Annotated in this window: 18 protein-coding genes; 4 read left to right on the top strand and 14 right to left on the bottom strand. The window is 65.6% G+C overall.

All coding sequences use genetic code 11. The annotated features are described in order from the left end of the window. Window positions 1-59: 59 nt before the first annotated feature. The 12 genes from eccCa to ACJH7A_RS25265 form a co-directional block, all read right to left on the bottom strand. Window positions 60-4,304: a type VII secretion protein EccCa gene (eccCa, locus tag ACJH7A_RS25320; RefSeq protein WP_406802910.1), complete on the bottom strand. Its 4,245-nt coding sequence runs from the start codon at window positions 4,302-4,304 to the stop codon at window positions 60-62. 94 nt (window positions 4,305-4,398) lie between these two features. Next, a complete protein-coding gene (locus ACJH7A_RS25315; RefSeq protein ID WP_406802909.1) occupies window positions 4,399-4,731 on the bottom strand; it encodes a hypothetical protein in 333 nt (110 codons plus the stop codon). Window positions 4,732-4,750: 19 nt separating this feature from the next. Continuing rightward, the gene (locus ACJH7A_RS25310; protein ID WP_406802908.1) at window positions 4,751-5,881 is read right to left on the bottom strand and encodes a hypothetical protein; all 1,131 of its coding nucleotides are present in this window, start codon (window positions 5,879-5,881) and stop codon (window positions 4,751-4,753) included. Between the two features lie 2,812 nt (window positions 5,882-8,693). After that, window positions 8,694-9,254: a hypothetical protein gene (locus tag ACJH7A_RS25305; protein ID WP_406802907.1), complete on the bottom strand. Its 561-nt coding sequence runs from the start codon at window positions 9,252-9,254 to the stop codon at window positions 8,694-8,696. Between the two features lie 608 nt (window positions 9,255-9,862). Further along, the gene (locus tag ACJH7A_RS25300) at window positions 9,863-10,210 is read right to left on the bottom strand and encodes a hypothetical protein (RefSeq protein ID WP_406802906.1); all 348 of its coding nucleotides are present in this window, start codon (window positions 10,208-10,210) and stop codon (window positions 9,863-9,865) included. Next, window positions 10,207-11,853 carry a PPE domain-containing protein gene (locus ACJH7A_RS25295; RefSeq protein ID WP_406802905.1) on the bottom strand — a complete coding sequence of 549 codons (1,647 nt, stop codon included), beginning with the start codon at window positions 11,851-11,853 and terminating at the stop codon, window positions 10,207-10,209. The genes ACJH7A_RS25300 and ACJH7A_RS25295 overlap by 4 nt, the downstream gene beginning before the upstream one ends. Before the next feature lie 4 nt (window positions 11,854-11,857). Next, entirely contained in the window at window positions 11,858-12,169 is a 312-nt protein-coding gene (locus tag ACJH7A_RS25290; protein WP_406802904.1) for a hypothetical protein, read from the bottom strand. After that, a complete protein-coding gene (locus tag ACJH7A_RS25285) occupies window positions 12,166-12,480 on the bottom strand; it encodes a type VII secretion target (protein ID WP_406802903.1) in 315 nt (104 codons plus the stop codon). Before ACJH7A_RS25285 ends, ACJH7A_RS25290 begins: the two co-directional genes overlap by 4 nt. A 53-nt stretch (window positions 12,481-12,533) precedes the next feature. After that, window positions 12,534-12,851 (bottom strand): hypothetical protein, encoded by a 318-nt coding sequence (locus ACJH7A_RS25280; RefSeq protein WP_406802902.1) that lies wholly within the window; start codon window positions 12,849-12,851, stop codon window positions 12,534-12,536. Between the two features lie 70 nt (window positions 12,852-12,921). Continuing rightward, on the bottom strand, window positions 12,922-14,838 hold the full coding sequence (locus ACJH7A_RS25275; RefSeq protein WP_406802901.1) for a DUF4226 domain-containing protein: 1,917 nt from the start codon (window positions 14,836-14,838) through the stop codon (window positions 12,922-12,924). An 89-nt stretch (window positions 14,839-14,927) separates the two neighbouring features. Beyond that, window positions 14,928-15,101 (bottom strand): hypothetical protein, encoded by a 174-nt coding sequence (locus ACJH7A_RS25270; RefSeq protein WP_406802900.1) that lies wholly within the window; start codon window positions 15,099-15,101, stop codon window positions 14,928-14,930. Between the two features lie 72 nt (window positions 15,102-15,173). Further along, a complete protein-coding gene (locus tag ACJH7A_RS25265) occupies window positions 15,174-16,262 on the bottom strand; it encodes a C40 family peptidase (RefSeq protein WP_406802899.1) in 1,089 nt (362 codons plus the stop codon). Between the two features lie 127 nt (window positions 16,263-16,389). On the opposite strand from ACJH7A_RS25265, the gene ACJH7A_RS25260 reads away from it, so the two are divergent. Both ACJH7A_RS25260 and ACJH7A_RS25255 read left to right on the top strand, forming a co-directional pair. Next, window positions 16,390-17,709, top strand: coding sequence for a carboxylesterase family protein (locus tag ACJH7A_RS25260; protein WP_406802898.1), 1,320 nt, complete (start codon window positions 16,390-16,392; stop codon window positions 17,707-17,709). Between the two features lie 307 nt (window positions 17,710-18,016). Continuing rightward, window positions 18,017-18,364: a hypothetical protein gene (locus ACJH7A_RS25255; protein ID WP_406802897.1), complete on the top strand. Its 348-nt coding sequence runs from the start codon at window positions 18,017-18,019 to the stop codon at window positions 18,362-18,364. Between the two features lie 28 nt (window positions 18,365-18,392). On the opposite strand, the gene ACJH7A_RS25250 is transcribed toward ACJH7A_RS25255, so the two are convergent. Then, complete coding sequence (locus ACJH7A_RS25250; protein WP_406802896.1) at window positions 18,393-18,986, bottom strand: TetR/AcrR family transcriptional regulator; 594 nt, start codon at window positions 18,984-18,986, stop codon at window positions 18,393-18,395. Window positions 18,987-19,067: 81 nt separating this feature from the next. On the opposite strand from ACJH7A_RS25250, the gene ACJH7A_RS25245 reads away from it, so the two are divergent. Beyond that, on the top strand, window positions 19,068-20,498 hold the full coding sequence (locus tag ACJH7A_RS25245) for an ABC1 kinase family protein (protein ID WP_406802895.1): 1,431 nt from the start codon (window positions 19,068-19,070) through the stop codon (window positions 20,496-20,498). A gap of 63 nt (window positions 20,499-20,561) precedes the next feature. Next, window positions 20,562-21,749 (top strand): cytochrome P450, encoded by a 1,188-nt coding sequence (locus ACJH7A_RS25240; protein WP_406802894.1) that lies wholly within the window; start codon window positions 20,562-20,564, stop codon window positions 21,747-21,749. A gap of 373 nt (window positions 21,750-22,122) precedes the next feature. On the opposite strand, the gene ACJH7A_RS25235 is transcribed toward ACJH7A_RS25240, so the two are convergent. Next, complete coding sequence (locus ACJH7A_RS25235; protein WP_406802893.1) at window positions 22,123-23,253, bottom strand: hypothetical protein; 1,131 nt, start codon at window positions 23,251-23,253, stop codon at window positions 22,123-22,125. Window positions 23,254-23,600: the final 347 nt, after the last annotated feature.

The raw sequence follows: 23,600 nt of genomic DNA, 5'->3' as shown, positions 1-23,600 counted from the left end.
ACCAACGTCCTACCAGTAGTCTAATTCGCTTCCGCGGTGCTCTCTGCACGAGTTTTTCGCTACCGCCGAACCATCTGCTGCGGGGCTTCTGTCCAGCCCACCAGCACACCTTCGGCACCGCTGCGGGTCTGCAGCAGGCCCTTGCCAACCCGTTGAGTCTCCGCGAACACCCCCGGAACGATCTGGCCATAGGTGCGGTGCCCGTTCATGATGAGCACCGGGGTCTGCATCCCCATCATCTTGCTCAGCACACCGGCCTGCGACTGATAGCCGAACTGGCGGATATCAGCGGTAGCGATGATGTGCAGGCCCAGGTCACGAGCCTCCTCGACGTACTGGGCCAGCGACGCCAGCGGGTTCTGCGCCGTCGGCCACGAGGTGATGCCGTCGATCACCACGAAGATTTCCGGGCCACTCCAGAACCGCTTGGTCAGCAGGTCCTCCTGGGAAGTCCCCGGCGGTGGCCGGCGCGACTCGAGCATCGCGCACAACTGCGTCACCGTCGCGGCAATCCCGTCGCGCGAGGACTGATACGCCCCCAGGTACTTCCTGCCCGCTGCCTCATCGGCCGCGCTACCGGGCACCACGCCGACCGAAGTGCGGGGCGGGTCGAACATGATGATGCCCGCTTCCCTGGCCGGATACCGGGACATGATGCCCGTGACCACAGCCCGAACGAACGTGGTGAGTCCGCAGCCACCCAGACCCACCGCCACCACGTGCGGGTCGATCGCAAAGTCGAGGGTCGCGGGCCCGAGGTTCGATTCGCCCAAGCCAAACGGCACCACACCGCGCTCCAACACAGGGCCGGCCTGCACCTTGTCGAGCACCTCAACCATGGTGACCATGTCGGGCAGCCGTGCCATCGACGCACCAAAGCCCGCGCCGGACACATCGCGCACCACCGCGGCCAACTCGTCCCCTTCAACGGGGGCCGACTGCGCGTCGGCGACCCACCCGGCGCCCTCCCGCCGCGGCGGGTGGGCCAGGCTTGGCCACCCGACCAGCAGGTGATGGCCGGTCGGGGTCAGCCCGCGGCCCGGGACATCGGGCACCTCCCGCGCCGGGTTACGGTCCGGGTCGGCGGGATTGCGCTTGACCTCGGTCTCGTGCTCGCTGGACAGCTTCATCTCCAGGCGCACACCGATCTCCGACTTCAAGGACGAATGCAACCCCGACAGCGAGCTCGTGTGGGTGATGACCACCTGCACGCCATAGCCGCGTGAACGCAACAGCGCCAGCACGCGCTGTTCCAGCTTCGGGTGCGCCTCAGTGAAGTTCTTCCAGCCGTCCACGATCAGCACGATGTCGCCGCCGGCGATGCCGATATCGCGCGGGTTCGGGCCGAACTTGGCCGAACGGACCTGGCCCATGTCCAACCCGCGCAGATTGAACGCCCGGTCGCGTTCGGCCACGATGGTCTCCACCGCGCTGACCACCCGGGCCACGCCCTCGGCGTCAGTGTTGTTCACCGCCGCCGCCACATGCGGCAATCCCGACAACCGGGTCAACTCCGGGCCGCTCGCGGCAATCGCGTAGAACTGCACCCGCTCGGGCTTGTACAGCAGGCTCGCCGTCGTCACCAACGTCCGGACAGCCGTCGTCGCACCCCGGCGCGCCTTGCACACGATCAACGCGTTGTTGCCCAGCAGATCCAATGCGTGCGCCCGCTGCTCGGCGTCGCGCGGGTAATCCGCCAGGGCCACCGGGAACACCAGGCCCGGATTGTTGCCGTAATCGACGTACCACGGGCGGCCACGCCAGCGCGCCACCAGCTCATCGGCAGGAGTCGGGTCCTTCAGTGGTGGCAGCCAGAACGTGCGCGGCGCGCGATCCTTTGTGGCCGTAGCCTTTTGGAGCGAATCGGTCACCAAGTTGACGAGCTTGCCGACCTTCTCGGGCACCACCACGTCGGCCGGATCGACCTCGTCGACGATCACCGAGGCCACGCGACCGTCGATGTCCGAGGCCGGCAGCGCATCGAACTCCCGCGGCGCGAACTCCGCGCTGGCCTTGACCGACCCCGCACCGCGCAGCGATTCGGTCTGCGGTGCCCAGTCCCCGGAACTGAAGAAGTACTTGAACTTGCGGGCCTGCTTCAACCCCACCCGCAGGTATGCGGTGCCCTCCTCGCCCGAGGCGGCGATATGCGCGGCCAGCGGCGTGCCGATCGCCGCCCGCGATTCTTCTTCGACACCGGTACGGGCCGCGATCGCGTACCCCAGCAGCTTGGCTGTTCCGCGGAGCTTCTGGGTGTCCTTGAGCTGGCCCACTAGCAGCAGATCGATGTGCAATGAACGACCCTGGCTGGCCACCCGCTCATAGAGACGGGCAAACTTCGGCCCGTAGATCGGGTCTCGGAGGACCTCGTTGTATTCGTCGGTGATCACCCACAACGCCGGAATCGGCGGCAACGACGGATCGGTGAGTCGCCGCTGGTTGTACGTGGTGATATCGGGGACATCGTCCAGGTCGGCAATCGCGGCGCCCCGGCGATCAAGCTCACCGTCGAGCGCATCGTAAAACCGGCCGATCAAGTGCTTTTCCTCAGCCAGGTTGCTGATCGCGGCCAGGCAGTGAGGGAACTTCTCGAGTACGCCGGCGGCGGACTTGAGCTTGAAGTCGGTGAACACGAAGTTGGCGACCTCAGGGCTATGCGTCAGCGCCAAACCCGACACCATGGAGATGATGCCCTCGGACTTACCCGCGCCCGTGGTACCGATGAACAGGCCGTGCATGCCCATGCCGCCCTGGGCGCCTTCGCGCAGGTTGATTTCCGCGACTTCACCGGTATCGGCGTACACCCCCACCGGAAACTTCTTCCACGCGGGATTGGTACCCAGCGCCGACCGTGTCGCCGCCCACAGACGGTCAGTGTCCAGATCACGGGGATCGGAAATCCCCAAAACGTCCAGCACCGTTCGGGCATCGGAATCATCAGCGGTCGATACCGCCGCCCCCGACGACTGAGGACGCCAACCGGCCAGCGACAGAGCGAACAACTCGGCATCCTCAACGCTGAGCTGATCAGCCACCGCGTAGAAGGATTCGTTCACGTTCAGCTCATCCGACTTCGCCGTGTTGTCGCTGTACAGCTCGGCGCTGCCCTCGTGCCCCACCCCGGCGAACGCCGGCGGAACCGGCGGGCGCCGCAGCACCCCGTCCCGGATGTAAAACGTCGCATCTGGGGAAAATCCCAACCAGTACCGGCTATTTGGCATGTTTGGCCGCGGCGGGGTGCTCGCGGCCAGCCGGATAAAGCAGTCACCGGTATAGCCGTTCGCACCGGTCAGACCAGCCCATTCCTCAGGCGATCCACACCCGTCATCAATGATCACCCGCAACGGCAGGTTCGGCGCACTCAGCCCGCTCGACGGCGCGCGCCACGCCTCACGGTTACCCTCGCCGGCCTCGTCGAGGAACGCTTCCAACTCAGCCGGAGACGTGAACAACATTCGCCGCTCACCGCAGCCATCGCGCATGGTGGCGTGCTGCGTATGCGGAAGCCATTTGGCCCATTCCCACTCTGTCGGCGCCGAACTGACGATCATCAACTGCAAATCCGCGGGGTTGTGAAAGGCCGCCAACTGGCAGATCATCGCGCGCGCCAAACTGCGAGCCTGCTCCACATCGCCGACGATGGACAACCCAGCAAAACGCTGCAGCCACACCACCTTTGGCATGTCATCGATGTATTCCTGGGCGTTGAAGAACTTGCGCAGGGCGTGACCGGTCGCGGGCTCCAAGTCCTCCGCCGGCGCCACCGATGGCTTTTCCAGCGTCATCGCCAGCTTCACCTTGCCCAGGCCGACCCGCACCACCGAGAACTGATCCGACGAACGATCCCGGTCCCACATCCGTGGAGTGCCCGCGATCCCTAGCAAATCCGCTGGGTCCCAATGGAAATGGCGGCGGTGCTCCCACTGCAACCGCCGCTGCACGTCCACCTCGTCGCGGATGTCATCCTGACGGGCGAACCATTTGCGGCGCGCCGCCGTCAGTTCACCCCACGACATCTTCTTGCCCGCGCCGCGGCCACGAACCAGCATGCCGATCAGGCTCAAACCGGCCATACCGCCGAACAGGCCCACACCGCCGGCCAATTGCTTTGCGCCCGAGGCGTACATCACCGCAATCAAGCCAACGATGCCGAGGATCAGCGCGATCGGGAGAACGATCCCCCAGATGCTGCGCGGCGGCGGTTTCGGCGCCACGATCGGAGGATCGAGGCTGATCTTTCCGCCACCTGTTTTCGGCGGAAGAACCGGATCGCGCGGCGGGACAAACGGATGCGTGGTCACCATTCCACCTTAAAGCCGCCACGGGGCGGCATCTGCACTAGTTTTCAGGCCGTCGACACACGAGGCGAACACGCCAATCGTGCACTCCGCCAGCCTTTTAGACCGTGTAGGTCGCGCCCTGTGCCTTCGCCTCGTCAGCTACCTGCCGCAGCAGCTGCTGGTTCTGCCCGTCCTGATTCTGAAACCGCATCACGCCGTCAGTCGTGGCGGTCTGAACCTCGGGCCCCTGCCCGACGAACACAGAAGCCAAGGCATGAGAAACGACAGCGTCTTCTGCTGATACGGCCATCAACACACCATCGACGGGCGATCCAGGCGTGATCTTCGGCAAGCCCCCCGCGGCCGGTGTGGCCATCTGAATCGCCGTCGCCGCAGACGTGCCCCCCGCGTTCAGCATCGTCTGCGCGTCCACCTTAATGACCGGAGCCATTCTTCTACCCCCTCTTAACTCACACCTGCGGTGTGCTGTTGATCGTCTTCGTCAAATACGCCAACTCTGTGAGCTTCACATCCCCGTGCTCCCACAGCAGCAGCAGCTCGCACAGCCGGGTCAGGTCATGGCTCGCCCGCACGAACGCTGACGCCGGCGCATCATCGACACCAAACCCGGGACGCAGACCACCGCCGGCGCCGAGTATGGGAATCATGGCCTCGCGCAACGTCTCCCACGTTTGGGGGCGAGGCTTCACACCGTCTTTGAGCGTGGCCATGATCTCCCGGATCACCGGTGGCACCGCCAGCTCGCGCACCAGGCTCGCGCGTTCCAAAACGGTGCGCACGGCCACCTCAGTGTCCACCCACGCCTTCGATTGACCGGGACGCGGGCCATCGCCCACGCCGGTCAGCTGCGCGTACGCCGCCGGGTCCACGGTCTCCAACCGGTGCATATGCGCCCCGTCCAGCTGCGACGACGGCGCCATGTCGGCAAGTGGCGTGGAATCAAACCGCGTCACCTCATCGAAATGCGGAACCCCGGCCGCACGGGCCGGCATCACCGAGCCACCAATACCCGTCGACACGGCCAACGCCCACAACTCAACTGCCGGATCAACCTCGGCACACACCTTCGCATAGGCGATGATTGGCTCAGCGGGGTTCGCCCAAGCAAACCACTTCGACCGAAAGTCCTGTGGCAACGCATCATCGGCGAACAGCATCCGCGCCGACCGAGGAACAAACATGTCGGCGGGGATGTACCCCAGACCATCCCCGTTGTTGATGATCGTCTCGACACCAGACCGCGTCTTGAAGACACCCACGGCCCAGTCCATAAACGGGTAGAGCTTCGAATCATGCAGCAGCTGCTGCAGAGTCCTGGTCGCCGACTCCAGCAACGGATCCGGCAGTGACGACCGGATACCCTCGGCAGCCGCACCCGCGGACGCACCCACACCAGAACCGACCACGCCCGGAGGAACCGGTGGCGCCACCGGACCGCTGACCGTGCTGCCACCGCCAGCAGGCACTGGGGCACTCGGAGCGCCCGACGCCGGCGCGACCGTCGGCCCCGCCGCCCCCGGAGCGTTGCGCGGAATATCGGATCCGAACGGCGGCAACGGACCCATCGGCGCCGAAGGCATAGCTCCGCCGCCAACGGGCCCAGACGGCGCGGGCGTGGACACAGGAGCCGAGGCCGGCGCCGACACCGGTGCCCCGGCAGCCGCAGCAACCGGAGCGGGCCCAGTCGGCATCGCCCCCGCCGGAGCACCCGCCCCAGGCGGAGGAGGCGGCGGCTGCACCGGCGCGAACGCGGCAGGAGGCGGAGCACCCGCGGACGCCGAACCCAAGCCCGCCCCGAATCCCTTCGAAAAGTCAGTCGACAACGGCGGTGGCGCAGCCGACGGCGCCGGAGGCGGAGCCATCGAACCAGGCCCGCCTAACCCAGACGGCAACCCCTGCGGAAAACCACTACCCAGACCAGCAGGCATACCGCCACCGCCACCACCCATGCCGCCGCTCGAAGGCAGCTTGAAACCGCCACCAGTCGGTGGGCTAAAACCACTACCGTTGCTCGAAGACGCCGGCATTACCGGCGGCGTCGAGGTGCCGATTGGGGAAGGCCCACCCGCATCCAGGTCGTTTAAGGTACGCCCGGCCTGGTGCGGGCCGCCGCCCTCTTTGCCACCACCCGCTAAGTCGTTGGCAGGCGTCCCACCGGCGGCGTTATCGCCCCCGGTGTTAGTTCCGTTCCCGGCGGGCTTCACAGTGCCGCCGGACTTGTCCAGTGCGTCGCCGGACCCCGACAAATCAGACCCGGTCTTGCTGGTTTGGTGCGCCGGGTTTGGTGGGCCGCCAAGTGCGGGAGAAAGTGGGAAGTTGCCTGGTCCGCGCCCACCGCCACCACCGAACCCTTGGCTGATTCCACTGTGGGTTCCACTGCCGAATCCTGTGGCCACGGCGCCAGGATCGCCGGCGAGGCTGCCGGGATCGGTGACGGTCGGATTTACAGACGAGAACATATTTGTCACGCCGGCCACCGCGGCCATTGTGGCGGCCGACTTGGCATCGGCAGCCGCGGATGCTTCAGCAACTCGCTCGAAAATCCGTGCCATGATCACTGCCTTGGGCCCCGGCGACTGTTCCAGTTGCTGGATGTCTTCCTCAGCCTGACGATCGATCTCGTCTAAGTCTTCGCGCAACCCGTACACGAGGTTCGCGGCCTCTGCCCACGCCCGTGACATCGGAAAGTACCCGTCGTCTGCCTGATGTGTTGCGATGGCCGCCAATTGGTACTGCTTATCGCAGAAAGCGTTTACGAACTGGCCGGATTCGTTAGCGGCAGTGCGCTGAGCTAGGTCTCGCAGGCCTTCGGCGCCCTGCAGCATCTCTATCCCTTTGGCGCGCAGCGCATCCGAGCGGGCTTGCAGTACTTCAGGATCGGTTCGGGGCCATACTCGACCGAGAATGACCGCCGACCACTGCCGCGTCGGCATTGAGCTGGGCGCAGTGCGTGCTACCACGTCACTCCAGCTTTGGAGCAGACCGACAGAACACCAGCGTAGGAAGACTGCCGGTCAAGCCAAGTGTTCTGATCGTAGGGCTCGAAAGGACCGGTGCTTACGTCGGCGGCAATCATTAGTTGGTCATCAATGCCCCGCTGAAGTGATCGCCGCAGAAACGGGTCCGCATCCGGGTGTGAGTCGAGGACCTTTTGAATGCGCGCAACAGCTCCCGTCATATCCGTTACAAACTTGGAGGTACCGCTGTCTCGGGCTGGCGTCCCAACTGGGCCCAGGCCCATCCACGTGTTGGCGATCTGGTCCGTTTGGGCCACCAGAGGGCCAACCGCGGTGCACAGGTTGTGAGTTGCAGCAGCGGTGTCGACTCCCGGGCTCGACGTCGGTGACGCACTGTTCGTCGGTGCTGTCGGCGAGCTCTCTGGCGATTTCGCCAGGCTGACGATGCTTAGGCCGATAGCCGTGATTGCCAGAAGCCCCACCACGCTCAGCGCGACCGCCATCCCCCGACCACGTCGCGGCGGCTCCGGCGGCGCCCAGCCGTAAGAGGGCGGCCCCGGCGGAGGGCCCGGGACGCCCGAAGTTGACGGCGGCTGATACCCGTGCGTTACGGTCATTAACCCAGCTTAAGGCTCGCTCGGTAGTGTGGCACCACTAAATTGTTGTCGGCAACGAATTCCGTACACCCCGTTCCACCTCCAATTTTCGCAGTGTTTCGTTTCCACTGCCATGGTGTAGCGGCCTATCCCGCGGTTGGTACGCAGCGCATCAGATCGCGCTTTGCAGCACTTCAGGATCGGTTCGCGGCCAGACTCGACCCAGGATGACCGCGGACCACTGCCGCGTCGCCATCGAACTCGGCGTGGTGCGAGCTACCACTTAGCACCCAAGTTCGAGCACACAGTCAGAACGCCGGTGTACGCAGCTTGACTGTCGGACCACGTGTTCTGGTCGTACGGCTGGAATGGCCCGGCGCCGACGTCCGCAGCGAGCAGGTGATCGTCGTCAATCTGGCGCTGGAGTGATCTGCGCAAGAAAGGATCTGCAGTTGAGTACGCGTCCAAAATCTGTTGGATGCTCGCGACAGATTTGGTCATATCAGCCACGAACTTCGGCGTCGCTGCGTCCCTGGCCGGCGTCCCAACCGGGCCTGCGTTGATCCAACTGTTCGCGATCTGGTCCTTTTCCGCCATAAGGGGACCGATCGCCGTGCATAGGGCATGAGTCGCCTCTGAGGACACCCCCGGAGACGTGCTCGGTGACGACGTCGTCGTAGGCGCGCTCGGCCCGACCGCTGGAGATTTGGCGAGGCTGACGATGCTCAGGCCGATAGCCGTGAGTGCCAGAAGCCCCAGACCAGCCAGTGCTACCGCGATCGTCCGCCCACACCGCGGCGGCTCTGGCTGTGCCGAATCTGGATGCGGAGGCTGCCGAATCACCACGCGTAGTCGATTCCGCAGCGGGCCCACCACTGCTCGATTGTCAGGGGCACGGTGTACTCGTCGAGATCGAGTACTTGCCGAGTCAGCTCATTGATGCGCTCGACGGCGCTTTCCCGGATCAACCGCAGATTTCCTTGGTTCGATGTACGAACCTGCACGCGGTCGGCTTCGGTCCCCGGGCAAGCGGCGAGCTGTATCTGTGCGCTCGCGTCGGCGGTTTGGAGCTTGGCTGCGGCGGCGGCCACGATGTCCTGAACTGCAGACCAGCACTGAGCGATCACCTGCGCCTTGCGTGCCGACTCATCTGATCGCCGCGCCTGCCACAGAGTGAGAATGCGCATCTCGGCGAAGACATGCTCGTCGTCGAGCGTCGGGCGAAGCCCGGGCGCATCAGCCTGTTCAGCCGGGTACAACTGTCTGGCCCAGCTCGTGAACGCGGCCTGGCGTTCATTCCAATCGCGGAGCGCTGCAGCATGATCTGACTCATTCACCGCTCGCACGGCGGCAACGAACCCCAGAGTGGCGCGAGCGATACGGTCCTTGTCTTCGGACATCGGGCTGAGGTCGGCGATAGAGGGCCGCAGTTCCGGCTCGGGCTCGCGAAGGAGCCCCCGTAGGATAGTGGCCAACAGTGTCTGCACTTTGTCCTCGATTCACGCTGAAATAGCTTGTCCCAGTTTAAATCTTGCGGTGTGGGGGCTATGCAGAATTTTTCGCGGCCGCCGACAGCATCGGCGCGAAAGAAAGTGCTCGAGCGGACTGATCCACGGCCTAAAATGGAAAGTGCCTCAAAGCCGGCGTAGGCGGAAGGGCTCGGCCGGCACCCCTCCCCCCTCACCGGCCGAGTCCTTCCCAACTCCCCCAACGCTTTTCGCGGCGGATGTGTGGTCGAGGTGATCACCGCGGCATCGTTCACAGTTCCGCGACACGGCCTCGCACTCATGCGAATACAACTATCCCGCTAGCACATTCCGATGCGATACTTCGGGATACGCGACCGCGAGGCCCAGGGGTTTCATCCTGTGGCGCCGTTGTCCTCGGCACCCGAGGTGAGCGAAACAGCTGGCGGCGAGCCTGTACCCGGTGCCTGCTGCGCACTGGCCTTCAGTGGCCGGCTGAGCGTGAGCTGCGTGCAGAGCCTTCGCGGTTCGAGCGATAGTGGCTAGTCGTCTTCAGCAGCGCACATTTCGCGAACCGCCTCCGTGCCATCGGCTATCAGTCCGTTGAGCAAATTCTCGAATTTCAGGTTGTCCATGATCTTGCCGATGTCCGGAGCGACCTGCAGGTTGTGCATCCGCCCTTGGCGGTCGAGCTCAAACCGGACCAGTTGATCCTGATCGGTCACCTCAATGCGAAAGCCCTCCATGGCCTCGACCTGCTGCTGGAGCTCGGCAAAGATTGCGTCCAGGTCTGTCTCGACGAACTTGACCTTTTCAGGGTCGGCAAGGTCAAGGAAGTCGGCTTGCAGCTTGCTCGAGTAATCAAACTCCGACGACATGGGCGTGCTCACTCTGGGTCCTTTGGTGGGCGGGTCTTGATTCTGCGGATGACGGTGCCACGCGGGGTCGTCGTCGGCGGCTCGTCCGGCGGATCAGGTTCGGGGCCAACGTTGTTGCTCGTCGACGCCGCGACGAGCCGGTTGGTCTGAGTTCGGCCCGTGACGTCCTCGGTGTTCGGGATGTCACGGGTGACCAGGCGCTGTCGGCGCCCCGCTTCGCCGTCTTTGCCTTTGTCCCCGGCGCCACCCATGCCGCCCATCGGCATGCCGCCCATCGGCATACCCGACATTCCTCCACCCCCGGGGCCTGCTGCCGTGGGTACATCGGCTGCACCGGCAGGGGTGTATGCCGGTGTCGGAGGCGCACCGGTGGAGGGGGCGACGCGAAGATCCGGAGTGCCTTCACCGCCCGCGGGACTTGTCGACGGATCGCCTCCGCCGCCACCCAGATCCGCACTCGGATCGCCGGCACCCAAACCAGGATCGGATGTGTTGGGCGAGTCCGTCGGCGGGTCCATCTTCTGGCCCAGCTGCCCCAAGCCCTGCGCCGCGGCGCTCGCGGCTTGTGTGCCGGCCTGCATCAAGGTTTCCGGAACCTTGGTCAAACCGCCCAGCAGCCCGCCCGCCAGGCCGCCGACCGCACCCAGCACGGTGGGGATCATCTGCGGCAGCATGGACGCCATCTGGCCGGCATCCTCAGGGCTGGCCGCCGCCGTGGTCGGATCGGTGGGTAGACCGTCGGGCCCCAGGCCAGCCAACGATGGATCGCCGCCAACTGCGCCCGGATCGGTCCCGTCAGCAGGCTCGCCGGCGGTGTCCGTTTCGGTGGCGGCGTGGTAGGTGCCGTATCCGGTGACAGCGTTCTGGTCGAGTTTGCCTTTGTCGGCGAGCGCCTGCATCAAAGGGCCCGCGTACTTGCCGCCCGAGGCGGCGTTCGCGCGTTGCAGGTTGGCGATGTTCGTCTTCGCTTGAGTGAACACCTGGGGAGAAGGAATGTTCTCGCGGGCCTGCATGTAGTTGTCGGCATGCGCCGAGGCTTGCTGGGCAAGCCCGGTCGCGCGTTCGCCGTAGGTTTGAAGGCCATCGGCGTACTTGTTCAGATGCGCGGTGATGGCCGGTGTCGACATCGGGGCATCCAGGGTCTCCGGCAGGCTCGCAACCGCGAACCGCACCGCATCGGCGGTGTCTTTCGCTGTGGTGCCGACGCTGTTCCACGCCGCGATGAACGGTTCACCAGCGGACGGATCGCCGGCGTGCACCGAGGCCGACAACGCTTCAGGCATGGGCGCGGCCGGCGGCGGCAACGGCGGCCGGAAATCCGGAGGAACAGGTGGCGCGGGCGGCGCGAATCCCGTTGGCGCGCTGGCATTTCCGGTCGGCTTGAGGGTAGCCAGGCCCTCAGCGCTGGTTTCGTCGGTGACAGTGAAGCCCAACGCAAGGCCGGTCAGCACCTCCAACGAGGTGACCAGGCCGCTGATGTGACCGGCCATGGATGTGGTGAGTTCGCCAGCGGTGGTCGTGAGCCGTTCGGCGGCACCGACGGACGCGGAGTCGGCAGCGAGCGGAGGGTGCGGCACTCCCGCACCCTGCACAGCCTGAACCGCAGTCATGAGGCGTTGAGCCGCCATGACCAGGCCGGGCGCGTCGATCTTCACGTGCCTACAGTCTCCCTAACCGTTCCCTGGCCGCCTGAAGCTCCTCGGGCGATGCCATCCATTCATAATGCTCGCTGGCCACACCGTGACGCTGCATGGTGCGGCGCTGATCAAGCTGTGACTCGAGGAAGGCCGCGTCAACGCAGGCCTGAATCTGCTCGGCCAGCTGCCGGCCGTCGCGGCTCATAGCCGCCGGCTCAATCTGGACACCCAAGGTCTCGCCGCGCCCCGCGACGCGGGCCCACACGGTCTCGTCGCGGGTCGCGGCCTGATACTCGCGCGACTCGGACCATTCGCGCTCCGGTGGAGCGGTCATGCGTCTTCGACACGCCGCAGCCGCGCGGCCTCATTCTGGTCGTCCGCAGTGAACTGGGCGGCCAGTCGGTTCAGATCGTCGCTCGCCCGGCTGTGCCGGCCCGACAGTGCCGCCAACTCGTCCTCGCGGCTGGGCAGCACTTCGCCGGTCACGGCGCTTTTGAAGCCGTGGAAGATCGGGCCGAGCGACTGGACCGCCGCGGCGATCTCGTCGCCCCTACTGCGGGCGGTCTCGACATGGCCGATCACCTCGTCGTGATGGCCGGCGACTTCGCGAAGAACATCGGGCTCGATGCGCAGTGGCTCAGACATGACGGTGGTTCCTTCCGGTTTGTATTGATTCTGCTTGCTGATGTGGGTCGTTGTCAGCGGTGGGGTGCCACCACCGAACTCAGGTCGGTCCAGCCGAGCAAGTCCGGGCTCGAGGTCACCGTGGACAGCGGCACCACCTGACCGTTGTGGTAGGCCTTCGTCGAGCTGATCGCGGCTTCCAGGCGGTCCTTGAGCACGGCGACATCGCCGGCGGTGATTCGGTTGGGGTCCACGGGCTCGGTGACCGGGGTGCCCGGTGGCGGCAACGTCAGGCCGTGGTCCCGGTAGGCCTGCTCCAGAGGCTTGCCCCCGATGAAGTCGCTGATCGCGGTTGCCGTGGCCGCGGTGCGAGCGGCGGTCTGCTCGGGCATCTGGCTACGCTCCGTTCGGTCCGAGTATCAGTGTGGTTGGCGTCATCGACTTTGTTGGCTCTTTGTCGTTCTACGACGCCGGGACCGGGACGGCCGCCGGGGCCGCCGGGGCCGCCGGCGCCGCCGGGGCGGGCGGTGGCGGGGCTGCGGCCGGGGCCGCTGGGGCGGACCCGACCGCGTGAGCGGTGGGGTCGATCCAGCCGAGGAAGTCCGGGCTCGAGGTCACCGTGGACAGCGGCACCACCTGACCGTTGTGGTAGGCCTTCGTCGAGCTGATCGCGGCTTCCAGGCGGTCCTTGAGCACGGCGACATCGCCGGCGGTGATTCGGTTGGGGTCCACGGGCTCGGTGACCGGGGTGCCCGGTGGCGGCAACGTCAGGCCGTGGTCCCGGTAGGCCTGCTCCAGAGGCTTGCCCCCGATGTAGTCATTGACCGCGCCCGCCGCCGCAGGATTGCGCGCCGTGGCCGTTCCCCCACCAGGGATCTGCACCGAGCTGCTCGGCGGCGCCGGTGGCGTACCTGGCACCGGCGGGGCACCCTGCGGCGTGGTACCGGGCTGATTCGGGTCTGCAGGCTGGCCCGGCTGATTCTGCTGCTGGGCAGGCGCCTTGTTCGGGTCCTCGGTCTCGTTGTGGTCCTTGTCCTTGTCGGCCTTGTCCTTGTCAGACTTGTCTTTTTCTGACGTATCGGTGTCCTGCTCGTGCTTGGCACCCGGATCGCTACCTTGCTGAGCCAGACCCGCCAGCGGCCCCAATGCACTTCCTAGCGCGCCACCGAGGCCGCCGAGGCTGTCCAGCGGGCTACCGCCACCGCCTCCCAGTCCACCGAGTGAGCCCAACGCACCCGGCAGCGCCGAGGCCAGTTGCGAGAACGGGTCCTGGCCGGGCATACCCAGCCCGGTCAACGGGTCAGGCATCTGAGGCATCGGGCCCAGGCCGAGATCACCGCCCGGGTCGGGAGCTTCGGCGCCGACCGCCGGGCCAGGATCGGGCTGAGCGGGCGCCGGCGCAGCTTCGGTCGCCGGGCCGCCCGGCGCCGGCTGTTGCGGCGCCCCGGACGTGGTGTCGGGGCTGGCGGCATACAGATCGGAGATCGCTTGGGCGGCCCGCGTGCCATCGGCGGCGTCCATATTGCCCTTGCGGACGATGTCTTGAATGTCCTGGACCTGGCTCAGCAGAAACTTGTTGAACGACAGCTCCCGGCCGGCATCAGTAGGCGCCGTCAACGGGTCGTTGATGGCGGCGATGATCTTCTTCTGGATCGCAGCGAGCTGCTGCTGCCCCTCCGCGTTCGTAGCGTGCGCCTTGAGCAGCACATCCGACAACGTTTCCTCGGCACTACTGAGCTTGCCGTAGTGGGACTTCAAATCATCATGCAGCGTCTTGATGGCGGCCGCGGTCCGGCCCGACTGCTGTTCGTCGGTCGCGAACTTTCCGTCCGCGCCCGACTCATCGGCGGCGCCGGGCGCACCGGGCTTGTTGTACTGGTCGGCGGTGATCGGCTTGCCGTTCTTGTCGAAGTAACTTCGGTGACCATCCGGGCCAAGGGTGTAGTAGTCACCGTTGGCGTTCTTCGGTGTTAGCGCACCGGTTTTCGGGTCAGTGAAAAATCCGTGCTCGGAACTCGGCATGCCCGGGAGCAACGGGGCCACCTGCTGTCCCTTGTCGCCCAGCGGCGCATACTGATCGCCGGCTTTGCTATACCCCGCCGGCGCGGACGGTGCCCCCGGCTTGCCGTCAGGGCCAAGCAGTGAAACGGTGCCGTCGTCGTTCTGCGCCCAGGTCTGCTTGGTGTCACTGTTGTGGTAGACGAGGGTGCCATCTTCTGGCAACCTGGTCCCGTCACCGAACACCAGGTGGCGGTCCTCCCCGCTGTGATCGGTATCGAATCGAATATTCGGGTCGCCGTACGCCTTTCGCGCCTTATCGAGCATGTTGGCCCAGTACTGATCGGCCCCGCCGATGTACCGACTGGGGTCACTAGGCATCGTCCACCCTGGGGAGTGAAAGCCCACCTGGCCATGCGTCTGGTCCCACTTATCCCAGTGGGTGTCGCCGTCAAAGTGCTTGGGGCCCATCAGTTACCACCGGATGGCGGCCCGAAGTACCCCAAGCCAAGGTCGTCCTCCAAGTCACGCGGAGGCGTGAAATCTGGCGGCGGGGTTGGAGCAGTTTGGCCACCGAAAATGTGCTGCGCGTGGGCCAGCGCCCGCAGCACCGTGTCCGCGTTCTTGTTCACATTCACGCTCACGACGCTTTCCTTCCTGGAGATACTTCAACCCTAAGGCCGCCAAAGATGGCTCTGTGCACTAATTTTTGGGGGCTAAGTCAGCGTCGTGCGTACCGGTCGCCGCGCAACATATCCGTGCGGCATCGGGGCGACACGAACCACATCGCCGGTCTGTGGCGCGTGCACACACTCGGTGGGGCTGATCGCCAACATCACATGCCCCGGACCCCCCTTGCCCCCTTCGCCGAACGAGCTGCTCGGGAAAATCAAGTCCCCGGCCCGTACCTGCCCCGGTGGCACCGGAACACCATCGCGAATCTGGGAATAGGTGTCGGCGCCAAGGCGAACACCCGCCCTACCCCACGCCCACTGGGTCAAGCCACTGCAGTCAAACACGCTGGGCCCCTTAGCCCCCCACACATAGGGGCGGCCTCGCTTGCTCAGCGCGGCCTCTGCCGCAGCCTGCCCCGGCTCACGGGGAACGTTGGCGTACCCGCCGCCACCGAAATCAACGTTCGAAGCCAACGTCGGCCGCGGATCACGCCGGCCCAACCCGGCCAGACTCGACAGTCCCGACAACCCGCTGAGACCCCCACCACCGGACCCGCCGCCCATACCGCCGCCGCCGGTGCCCCCGCCAAAAGGCATGCCGCCCATCGGCATCCCGCCACCGCCCGATCGGCGCGAGTACATCACGGAGCGAGCCATCGCGACCAGCTGCGCGTCCCGTGCCTTCGCGGCGCTGATCAGCTGCTGTTGCTGCGCGACGCGGGTGCGGAGGGCTTGGAGCATCGCGATCTTGCCGCTGTGGGTGCCGGTGAACGGGGCCAGCGCGGTGGTGTCGGTGGCGGCGCCTTGGCGCACGGAGCCGGAGCTGGCCTTGCCTGACCGGTCGGCGTCGGCGGCGGCGGTGAGCTGGTCGCTCATGTGCTTGTCCGAACCGGCGGCGGCATCGAGTGCGGGGCCGGCGTCGGTGGCGAAACCGTGGTAGGCAGTGGCGAATTGGCCCGAAGTGGCGGTGCTGATCTTGGCCTGGCTGGTGCGCACGATGTCGCCGGCGGCGGCCAGGCCGCCGCTCGATGACAACGCGGCGGGGCCGCCGGCTTCGGGCGGATTGCCGAACAGCGACCCGGCCCGATCCAGCGCCTGATCTACCCGCTGGACCAACGCACCAATCGACACCCCTTCAGTATCAGGCCCGCCCAGGGGTACCCAACACACAAATTTCGGGAGCCAAGCCCGGCGCGACCAAGGGCCCCGGCCCCCACGAATCTCTCCCGCGGCGGCGCTCCACCGTAGCGTGGGCAGCGTGGGCACAGTAGACATCGCACTCGCAGCCGGATTGGCCACAGCGACGCTAACCCCGGCCGGCGCGGTCATCGCGCGCGGTATCCCTTACGGCGTAGCTGAACGCTTTCGGGCCGCAGCACCGTTCCCTGCTTGGCGTGGACGGCGTGATGCGACGCGGCGCGGCCCCATCTGCCCGCAGAGCCTTTCACGACTGGCCTGGCTCGTCGGCGACATCACCGAGGGTCTAGGTCAGCACGAGAACTGTCTGGTCCTAACCGTCACGGCCCCAGCCGCTGCCGCAGGCTTACCGGTCATGGTGTGGTTTCACGGCGGCGCGTACTTGGCCGGCACCGGCGAGGCAGCTGTCTATGACGCCGACGCGCTCACACTGGAAGGCGAGGTCGTCGTGGTCTCGGTGAGCTACCGGATCGGCCTGTTCGGCTATCTCACACCGGAGCGCTTCGGAGACAGCAACATCGGTTTACGTGACCAGCTGCTGGCGTTGCAGTGGGTGCGCGAGAACATCGCCGCGTTTGGAGGCGATCCCGGGCGGGTTACCGCCTTCGGACAATCCGCCGGCGCCGATTCCGTACTGGCGTTGATGCTCACCCCCGCCGCTGACGGCCTATTCCACCGAGCGATCCTGCAGAGCGCACCGCTACGGATGCGGCACAACCGAGGCCCTATGACGACCGCTATGCGCACGAAGCTGGCAGAAGCCCTGCGCCGGAGCGGGTCAACGCCGACCGGAGCGACGATCGCGCAACTGCTCCAGCTGCAGAAGACCATCAACGATGACGTCGCATCCGAGTATCCAACCGGCCAGATGGCCTATGGACCTTTGGGTGGAGAAACACCGCTTGTCGGCACGGCGGCCGAACATGCGCGACTCATGGATGTCGCGCCCAACATCGAACTCCTCATCGGCCATGCAGCGGCCGACGCGGCACCGTTTGTCGCAATGGCCAGGGCTAAGCCGCGCCAGGTGCCGGTAGCTGACTTCAACGACAGTGATTTCCGCGATACCCAAGAAGCGATGACCGCGGCCCAATTCGCCCACCCGGAGACAGCTTTCGTGAAGGACTGGACACGCGCCGGCGGCGCGGCGTGCACGTACCGGGTCGATTGGGCACCACAGGGAGCTCCGATGGGGGCATGCCACTGCATCGAGCTTCCGCTGTTGTTCGGCACACCTCAAACATGGGCGGGAACCTACATGCTCGGACCCACCGACAGGCCGATCGACCACACGCTTGCGCAAGACATGCGCCGATCGTGGTATCGGTTCGCCCACGAAGGTGTCGCGTCGACGCCGCCGCACCTGACCATCGGTGCGTGAGAAACCGACGCCACCGCGGCGGCTTCATTTCGTCGACGTCGTCGTTTTTTTGTAGGTTGCACTTCTCCGTGTCATATCGCGATGCCCTGACGTGCGTCTTCGTCCGGTTGCATCGGGTTTGTCGGACGTGTTTTTGCATTCTGGATGGCGAATCCTAGAACGGTACGGTGGTGCGGATCGATCTCTTCGCAAACCAGCGGACCCCATAGCCCATCTTGCGTGCCAAGTCTGGGCACTCGTTCGGCAGTCGGCACGGGTCGGCGGGCGATACCGTATTCCCGTGCGACAAAACGGGATGAGTGGCGGAATGGGCGCTGTAGCCTCGATCGTCGCCGGCGTGCTGATGGCCGGTGTCAGCCTCTGTGCGCCGGCTGCAAACGCGATCCCGAACCCGCACTGCGGCGATGGGGAGAACTACGACCAGTCCGGCTGCCCAGGCGTAGGCGGAACGTACATCCCGGACCCTGGAAACGACCGCTCACTCGGCGCCCGACGCGACGCCTGCGCGATGGTCCACTCCGGTGAGACAGACGCTCTAGCCATCGCCAACAAATTGATCGCGCGCTACCACATCACAGCGAGCGAAGCCGACGCCTATGTGCGAGGCGCCTTCAGTTCCGCCGCCGGCGCCAACTTTATGTGCGCCGAATCGTAGCGTTCCCGCCCTCACGAAGCTGGACCAGTCATGAGCGCTGAATGCGGGCAGCTAGGACTGTGGTCCATTCCGCGAGGTATTCGTTGTCGGGTATCGGGTGCGTGGCGCGGCGAAACAGGTTGGCGCCGAAGCGTTCTCCGAGCAAACTGTTGACGCCAAGTGCGGCCAGAGTTGCCGTTTCGTTGTGCTTGAGTTGTGGGCCCCAGGTTGCGATCCAGCCGGCAAGTTCGGCGGTAAGACCCTCCACCAGGGCGGCGTATGCGGTGTCGAGGCACTCAGACAGTCCGGCGGGCGTGCGCGCGGCGATCTGCAGCAGTTCACTTTCTTGATCAATCACCGTCAGCAGGTAGCGGCCCAGCACGGTGAGCTCACTGTGCAGGTCTCCGAGCCCGGCGAACAGGGCGCGCATGTCCGCCATCGCCGAGCGGCGATCCAGCTGCCGGTCGATGCCGGCCGCCAGCAGCGCGTCTTTCGATTTGAAGTGTCGATACAGCGCACCCGAACCGGCCGAAAGCCCTGCGGCGGACTCGATCTGGGAGATGCTCGTGGCCTCAAATCCTCTGTCGCTGAACAGTTTCATTGCCTCGGTGACGAGCCGTTCCCGGGTGGGCGTGGCTGCCATCGTTGACCTCCTGCAAGTGATCACTTACTGTGTGTACGAGTCCACTGTACTACGCAGGTCTGATCAAGTGGGAGCGATTCGATGCCACAGCACGAGATGCCAGTGCCGAAAGGCCGACTCCGCAGGACCATGCCGCTGGCCGGCTTCACTGCCCGTGCCGCTGGTCGCCGATTGGTGGCTGAGCTCCGTCAACGCGCTGGCGATGACAGTGCAGTGCAGCGGTTCCATGAACACACGGCCGCGCGGTACACCGACATTCTCGGGCACTCCAAGGGCGCGCTGATGAAGATCGGTCAGCTCGCATCGACGATTGATATGCAAGGCATTGGGACGGGCGGGTTCGCGCTCTACCAGCAGGCGCTCACGCGCTTGCAGACCGATGCCCCGCCGATGGCACCGGAGCTAGTGCACGAGATTCTCGATGACGAACTCGGCTCTGCCGCAGCGCACTTCGCCGACTTTACCGATACGCCGCTCGCTGCCGCATCGATCGGGCAGGTGCACCGGGCGGTGTTGCACGACGGACGCCAGGTCGCGGTCAAGGTCCAATACCCCGGCGTGGCCGACGCCATCCGCCAGGATTTGGCCAACACCGAGCTGGTGGCCACGTTCCTGCGGTTCGCCACGTCGGCGTCGGGCATGGTGTTCGATCCGCGGGTTTTGGCGCGTGAGTTGACCATCCGGATCGCCGAAGAGCTCGACTACCGCCGCGAGGCAGCCATGATCACCAAGTTCAGTGACCTGTATCGCGGCCATCCGTTCATCCGCGTCCCCGAGGTTGTCGACGACGCGTCCACCGGCCGCATCGTGACGATGACCTTTCTCGACGGGATGGACTGGGCCGACGCACGCGAAGCGGATCAAGATCTCAAAAACACCTGGGCCGAGACGATATTGCGGTTCTCATGGGGCAACTTCCGCCACGCCAACCTGCTGCACGCCGATCCACACCCCGGCAACTACCGCTTCAACCCCGATGGGACCGTCGGCTTCGTCGACTTCGGCTGTGTCAAAGTCCTGCCCGAGGTCAAACGCCGGCAGTGGGTATCGGTGGTGCGCAATATCGTCGACGACCGAAAAGCGGCGTTGCGGGCCGACCTTGTGGCTGCCGGGTTCATCACCGCAGATTCACCCTTGTCCGCCGAGGATGTCCACGCGTTCTACACGCAGGTGTTCTACGAGTTGATCGCCGAGCCGCAACCAGTCACCTACACACCCGACAGTGGCGCCCGCTCCGCTCGCTGGCTGTTCGGCCTGACCTCGGATAATCCGTTGACCGCGATGTCCACTCCGAACGACTACGTGTTCGCCCCGCGAGTCCAGCAAGCGCTTACCAACATTTGCGGAGGGCTCAGCGCCACACTCCCCGCCAGGTCAATCAACGACGACATGGACGGCGTCGCCGAGCCCACCACCGAACTGGGCATGCAGCACCACGCCTGGGTCCGCGAACGGCGCCTGCCTTCGGCACTCGACGACCACTCGGCAACGAACGGACCTACCCGATGCTGACTGCCGCGACGCGCCGACCCAGACGCATCCGCGAACGCGGACTGCCCTGCAGGTTGGATCACCATGACCACCCGTGACTTGGCAACCCCGCGGCTGCCGTGGAACGCCGCCGACCCATACCCGTTCTTCGAGGCACAGCGTCGCAGCGGAGATGTGATTTGGGATGACACCGCACAGGCTTGGCTGATCCTCGGCTATCACGCTGCGCGCGAGGTGCTCACCGGCGCGCACTGGACCAGCGATCCCCGCGCCAATCAGGCCGCTGCCGGCGCGGCCGCGTTGTTCAACTCAGCGCTCGTGGATGCCAGCATGCTATTTACCGACGGGCCTACACATGACCGCTTGCGTGGTGCGGTCCGGGACGTGTTCGGTCGCTCATTCATCAATCAGCTCAGTGCCGGTGTCGAAACCATCTGCGCCAATACGGTTTCCACGATTCCGGCCGGCCGAACCTTCGATGCCATGTCTCAAATCGCCCTTCCGCTGCCCGTTGCCATCATCGGAGCATGGCTGGGATTGGACGCCACCGAATGCGCAGCGCTCCGTGAGCATTCCCCAGCCATCATCCGCATCCTCGGCGGTATCGCCGATGCAGACGAACTGGAACAAGGCATCGGTGCAGCGGCGGCACTGATGACCGTCATGCTGCCTGCCGCCGCCGACCGGCGCACCCACCCCACCGACGACCTGCTCAGCTTCCTCGCCGCTGACCCGGAACTTACTCTCGATGAGGTCGTCACCACCGCGATTCTCATCGCCATCGCCGGACATGAAACCACCGCAAACCTGCTCGGTGCCAGCCTCATCCGCCTTCTCACCCCTGACGGCGACGGCACCCGCCTGGCCGACCGGATCGACCCCGACGACTCCGCGGTGATCACCGAGCTGCTGCGTCTAGACAGTCCCGTACAAGTCGCCGCTCGCACCGCCACCGCCGACCAGACCATCGCGCACATCGGTATCCGTTGCGGTGAAACGGTTCTGGTTTGCATCGCAGCAGCCAACCGCGATCCCGGCGTCTACGTCGAGCCAGACCGCTTCAGACCCGGCCGGTCGGCACCGGCACTGGCTCCGCTGACTTTTGGGTATGGCGCCCACTACTGCATCGGCGCCTCTTTGGCGAGGCTGGAAACCAGCGTCGCGCTACGCCATATCTTTGCTCGCCGGCCCGTCCTCACCGGTGCTCCCACGTGGCGCGACACCCCTGCCATCCGCGGGCCAAAGTCCACACCGATTCGGTTCGACCGCTGAGGCGATGGTCGCACTCGAGGGCAGCTTCGCCCGGCTGAGATCACGGTTCGACCTGCGACTACTTCGATGGCGCAAACGGATGACGTGCCACCGAAAACAGCTCGCCTCCGGCACTGCATCGAGTCGGCCCGACGCGAAACGGGCAGCCCAACCGTATTTCCACGGCGAGCATGAATCGCTTTTCAGAGATGCAGCCATGCAGCGCGAGATGTACCGGCTGTGAGTGAGTCACACGCGGTTTGATCCCAACACCTTTGATCCTGATGCTGTGGACGACCTGATTTGCAGTAGCAATTGCATTTGAGTTGGCGGATCCGCCAACTTCCGCCATCGCGGAATGCAATCCGCCATCCAGAATTGCAACCTACATTTTTTATCGTCCGACGATGCTGTTGTACATGTCGCGGGCCCGGCCCACCTGCCGTAAGAACTCCGCCAAATACGCCTGTCTCCCGTGGGCGTAGGCCGCGTCCGCCGACGGTTCCCCGGGGCGCTGCTGGAGCCAGAAGATGCTCTTGGCGATATCGGGTGATGTCGGCCCGCCATGGGTGGCTAGCCGATTGAAGAACTCCGAGATCGCCAGATTCGGATTGTCCCGCCCTGGGTAGGACGAATCCTGCTGAAAGATATTCTTCCACAGTCCATTCGGGCTGACGGCCTTCGGGTTCAGGCCCGACTCCTGCATGGCATCGGCCAGGATCGGGATGGTCTGTGCCGGGGAGTATCCCCGCCGACGCGCCTCGTGGATGATCGCCGCAGCCACTTCACGCGGACTCGAATTTACCGTCAGTGCACCCAAGGGAGTCCCGACCAATCCAGTCGGCGACGCCAAGCCGGACTGCCCAGCGGTGCGGGGACTAGATCCGATGCGGGTGAAATTGCCGGCTAGCTGGGTCAACCCGCCCAGGCCGCTTCCCAGCCCGCCGCCACCTGATCCGCCGCCACCGGTGCCGCCGCCAAAAGGCATGCCGCCCATCGGCATCCCGCCACCGCCCAAACCGCCGCTTCCATACCCGGAGGCACGAACCAGCGCCGCCAGGCGGGCAGCGCGCGACTGGTAAGCCGCCAGGACTTGTTGTTGCTGCGCGATGCGGGTGCGGAGGGCTTGGAGCATCGCGATCTTGCCGCTGTGGGTGCCGGTGAACGGGGCCAGCGCGGTGGTGTCGGTGGCGGCGCCTTGGCGCACGGAGCCGGAGCTGGCCTTGCCTGACCGGTCGGCGTCGGCGGCGGCGGTGAGCTGGTCGCTCATGTGCTTGTCCGAACCGGCGGCGGCATCGAGTGCGGGGCCGGCGTCGGTGGCGAAACCGTGGTAGGCAGTGGCGAATTGGCCCGAGGTGGCGGTGCTGATCTTGGCCTGGCTGGTGCGCACGATGTCGCCGGCGGCGGCCAGGCCGCCGCTCGATGACAACGCGGCGGGGCCGCCGGCTTCGGGCGGATTGCCGAACAGCGACCCGGCCCGATCCAGCGCCTGATCTACCCGCTGGACCAACGCACCAATCGACACCCCTTCAGTATCAGGCCCGCCCAGGGGTACCCAACACACAAATTTCGGGAGCGGATTGTAGGGCCATTCCATACGGCCACGAGCACGAATTTAGTGCATTCAACGTTCTCACACAGCCCTAGCCTTGATGTATGCCAACGCATTTCGCCGCACTAACCCGCCTGGCCGCTGTCACCGCCGCAGCCACCGCGGTAGCGGCCGGATGCGCGGTACCTCGCACCGGTGCACTGCCAGCATCGGCAGCCGACCACACCGGCGCACCGTACCAGCTTGAACCATCCCGCGTTTGATGCGCACCTCCTTCCTTGGGAAGGTGCATGTCATGCCGAGCAAGTACGACCCGGAGA

The organism is Mycobacterium sp. SMC-17, from assembly GCF_045310915.1.
Lineage (GTDB): Bacteria > Actinomycetota > Actinomycetes > Mycobacteriales > Mycobacteriaceae > Mycobacterium.
Note: the sequence above shows the minus strand (reverse complement) of the source record. Positions and strands in the feature narration are given on the sequence as shown.

Coding starts and splice junctions, on each gene's coding strand:
- eccCa (WP_406802910.1), bottom strand. CDS start 4,304: ATGGTGACCACGCATCCGTTTGTCCCGCCGCGCGATCCGGTTCTTCCG.
- ACJH7A_RS25310 (WP_406802908.1), bottom strand. CDS start 5,881: ATGCCTTCGGCGCCGATGGGTCCGTTGCCGCCGTTCGGATCCGATATT.
- ACJH7A_RS25280 (WP_406802902.1), bottom strand. CDS start 12,851: ATGCCCGAGCAGACCGCCGCTCGCACCGCGGCCACGGCAACCGCGATC.
- ACJH7A_RS25250 (WP_406802896.1), bottom strand. CDS start 18,986: ATGGCAGCCACGCCCACCCGGGAACGGCTCGTCACCGAGGCAATGAAA.
- ACJH7A_RS25290 (WP_406802904.1), bottom strand. CDS start 12,169: ATGACCGCTCCACCGGAGCGCGAATGGTCCGAGTCGCGCGAGTATCAG.
- ACJH7A_RS25245 (WP_406802895.1), top strand. CDS start 19,068: ATGCCACAGCACGAGATGCCAGTGCCGAAAGGCCGACTCCGCAGGACC.
- ACJH7A_RS25305 (WP_406802907.1), bottom strand. CDS start 9,254: ATGTCCGAAGACAAGGACCGTATCGCTCGCGCCACTCTGGGGTTCGTT.
- ACJH7A_RS25240 (WP_406802894.1), top strand. CDS start 20,562: ATGACCACCCGTGACTTGGCAACCCCGCGGCTGCCGTGGAACGCCGCC.
- ACJH7A_RS25315 (WP_406802909.1), bottom strand. CDS start 4,731: ATGGCTCCGGTCATTAAGGTGGACGCGCAGACGATGCTGAACGCGGGG.
- ACJH7A_RS25275 (WP_406802901.1), bottom strand. CDS start 14,838: ATGCCTAGTGACCCCAGTCGGTACATCGGCGGGGCCGATCAGTACTGG.
- ACJH7A_RS25255 (WP_406802897.1), top strand. CDS start 18,017: ATGGGCGCTGTAGCCTCGATCGTCGCCGGCGTGCTGATGGCCGGTGTC.
- ACJH7A_RS25285 (WP_406802903.1), bottom strand. CDS start 12,480: ATGTCTGAGCCACTGCGCATCGAGCCCGATGTTCTTCGCGAAGTCGCC.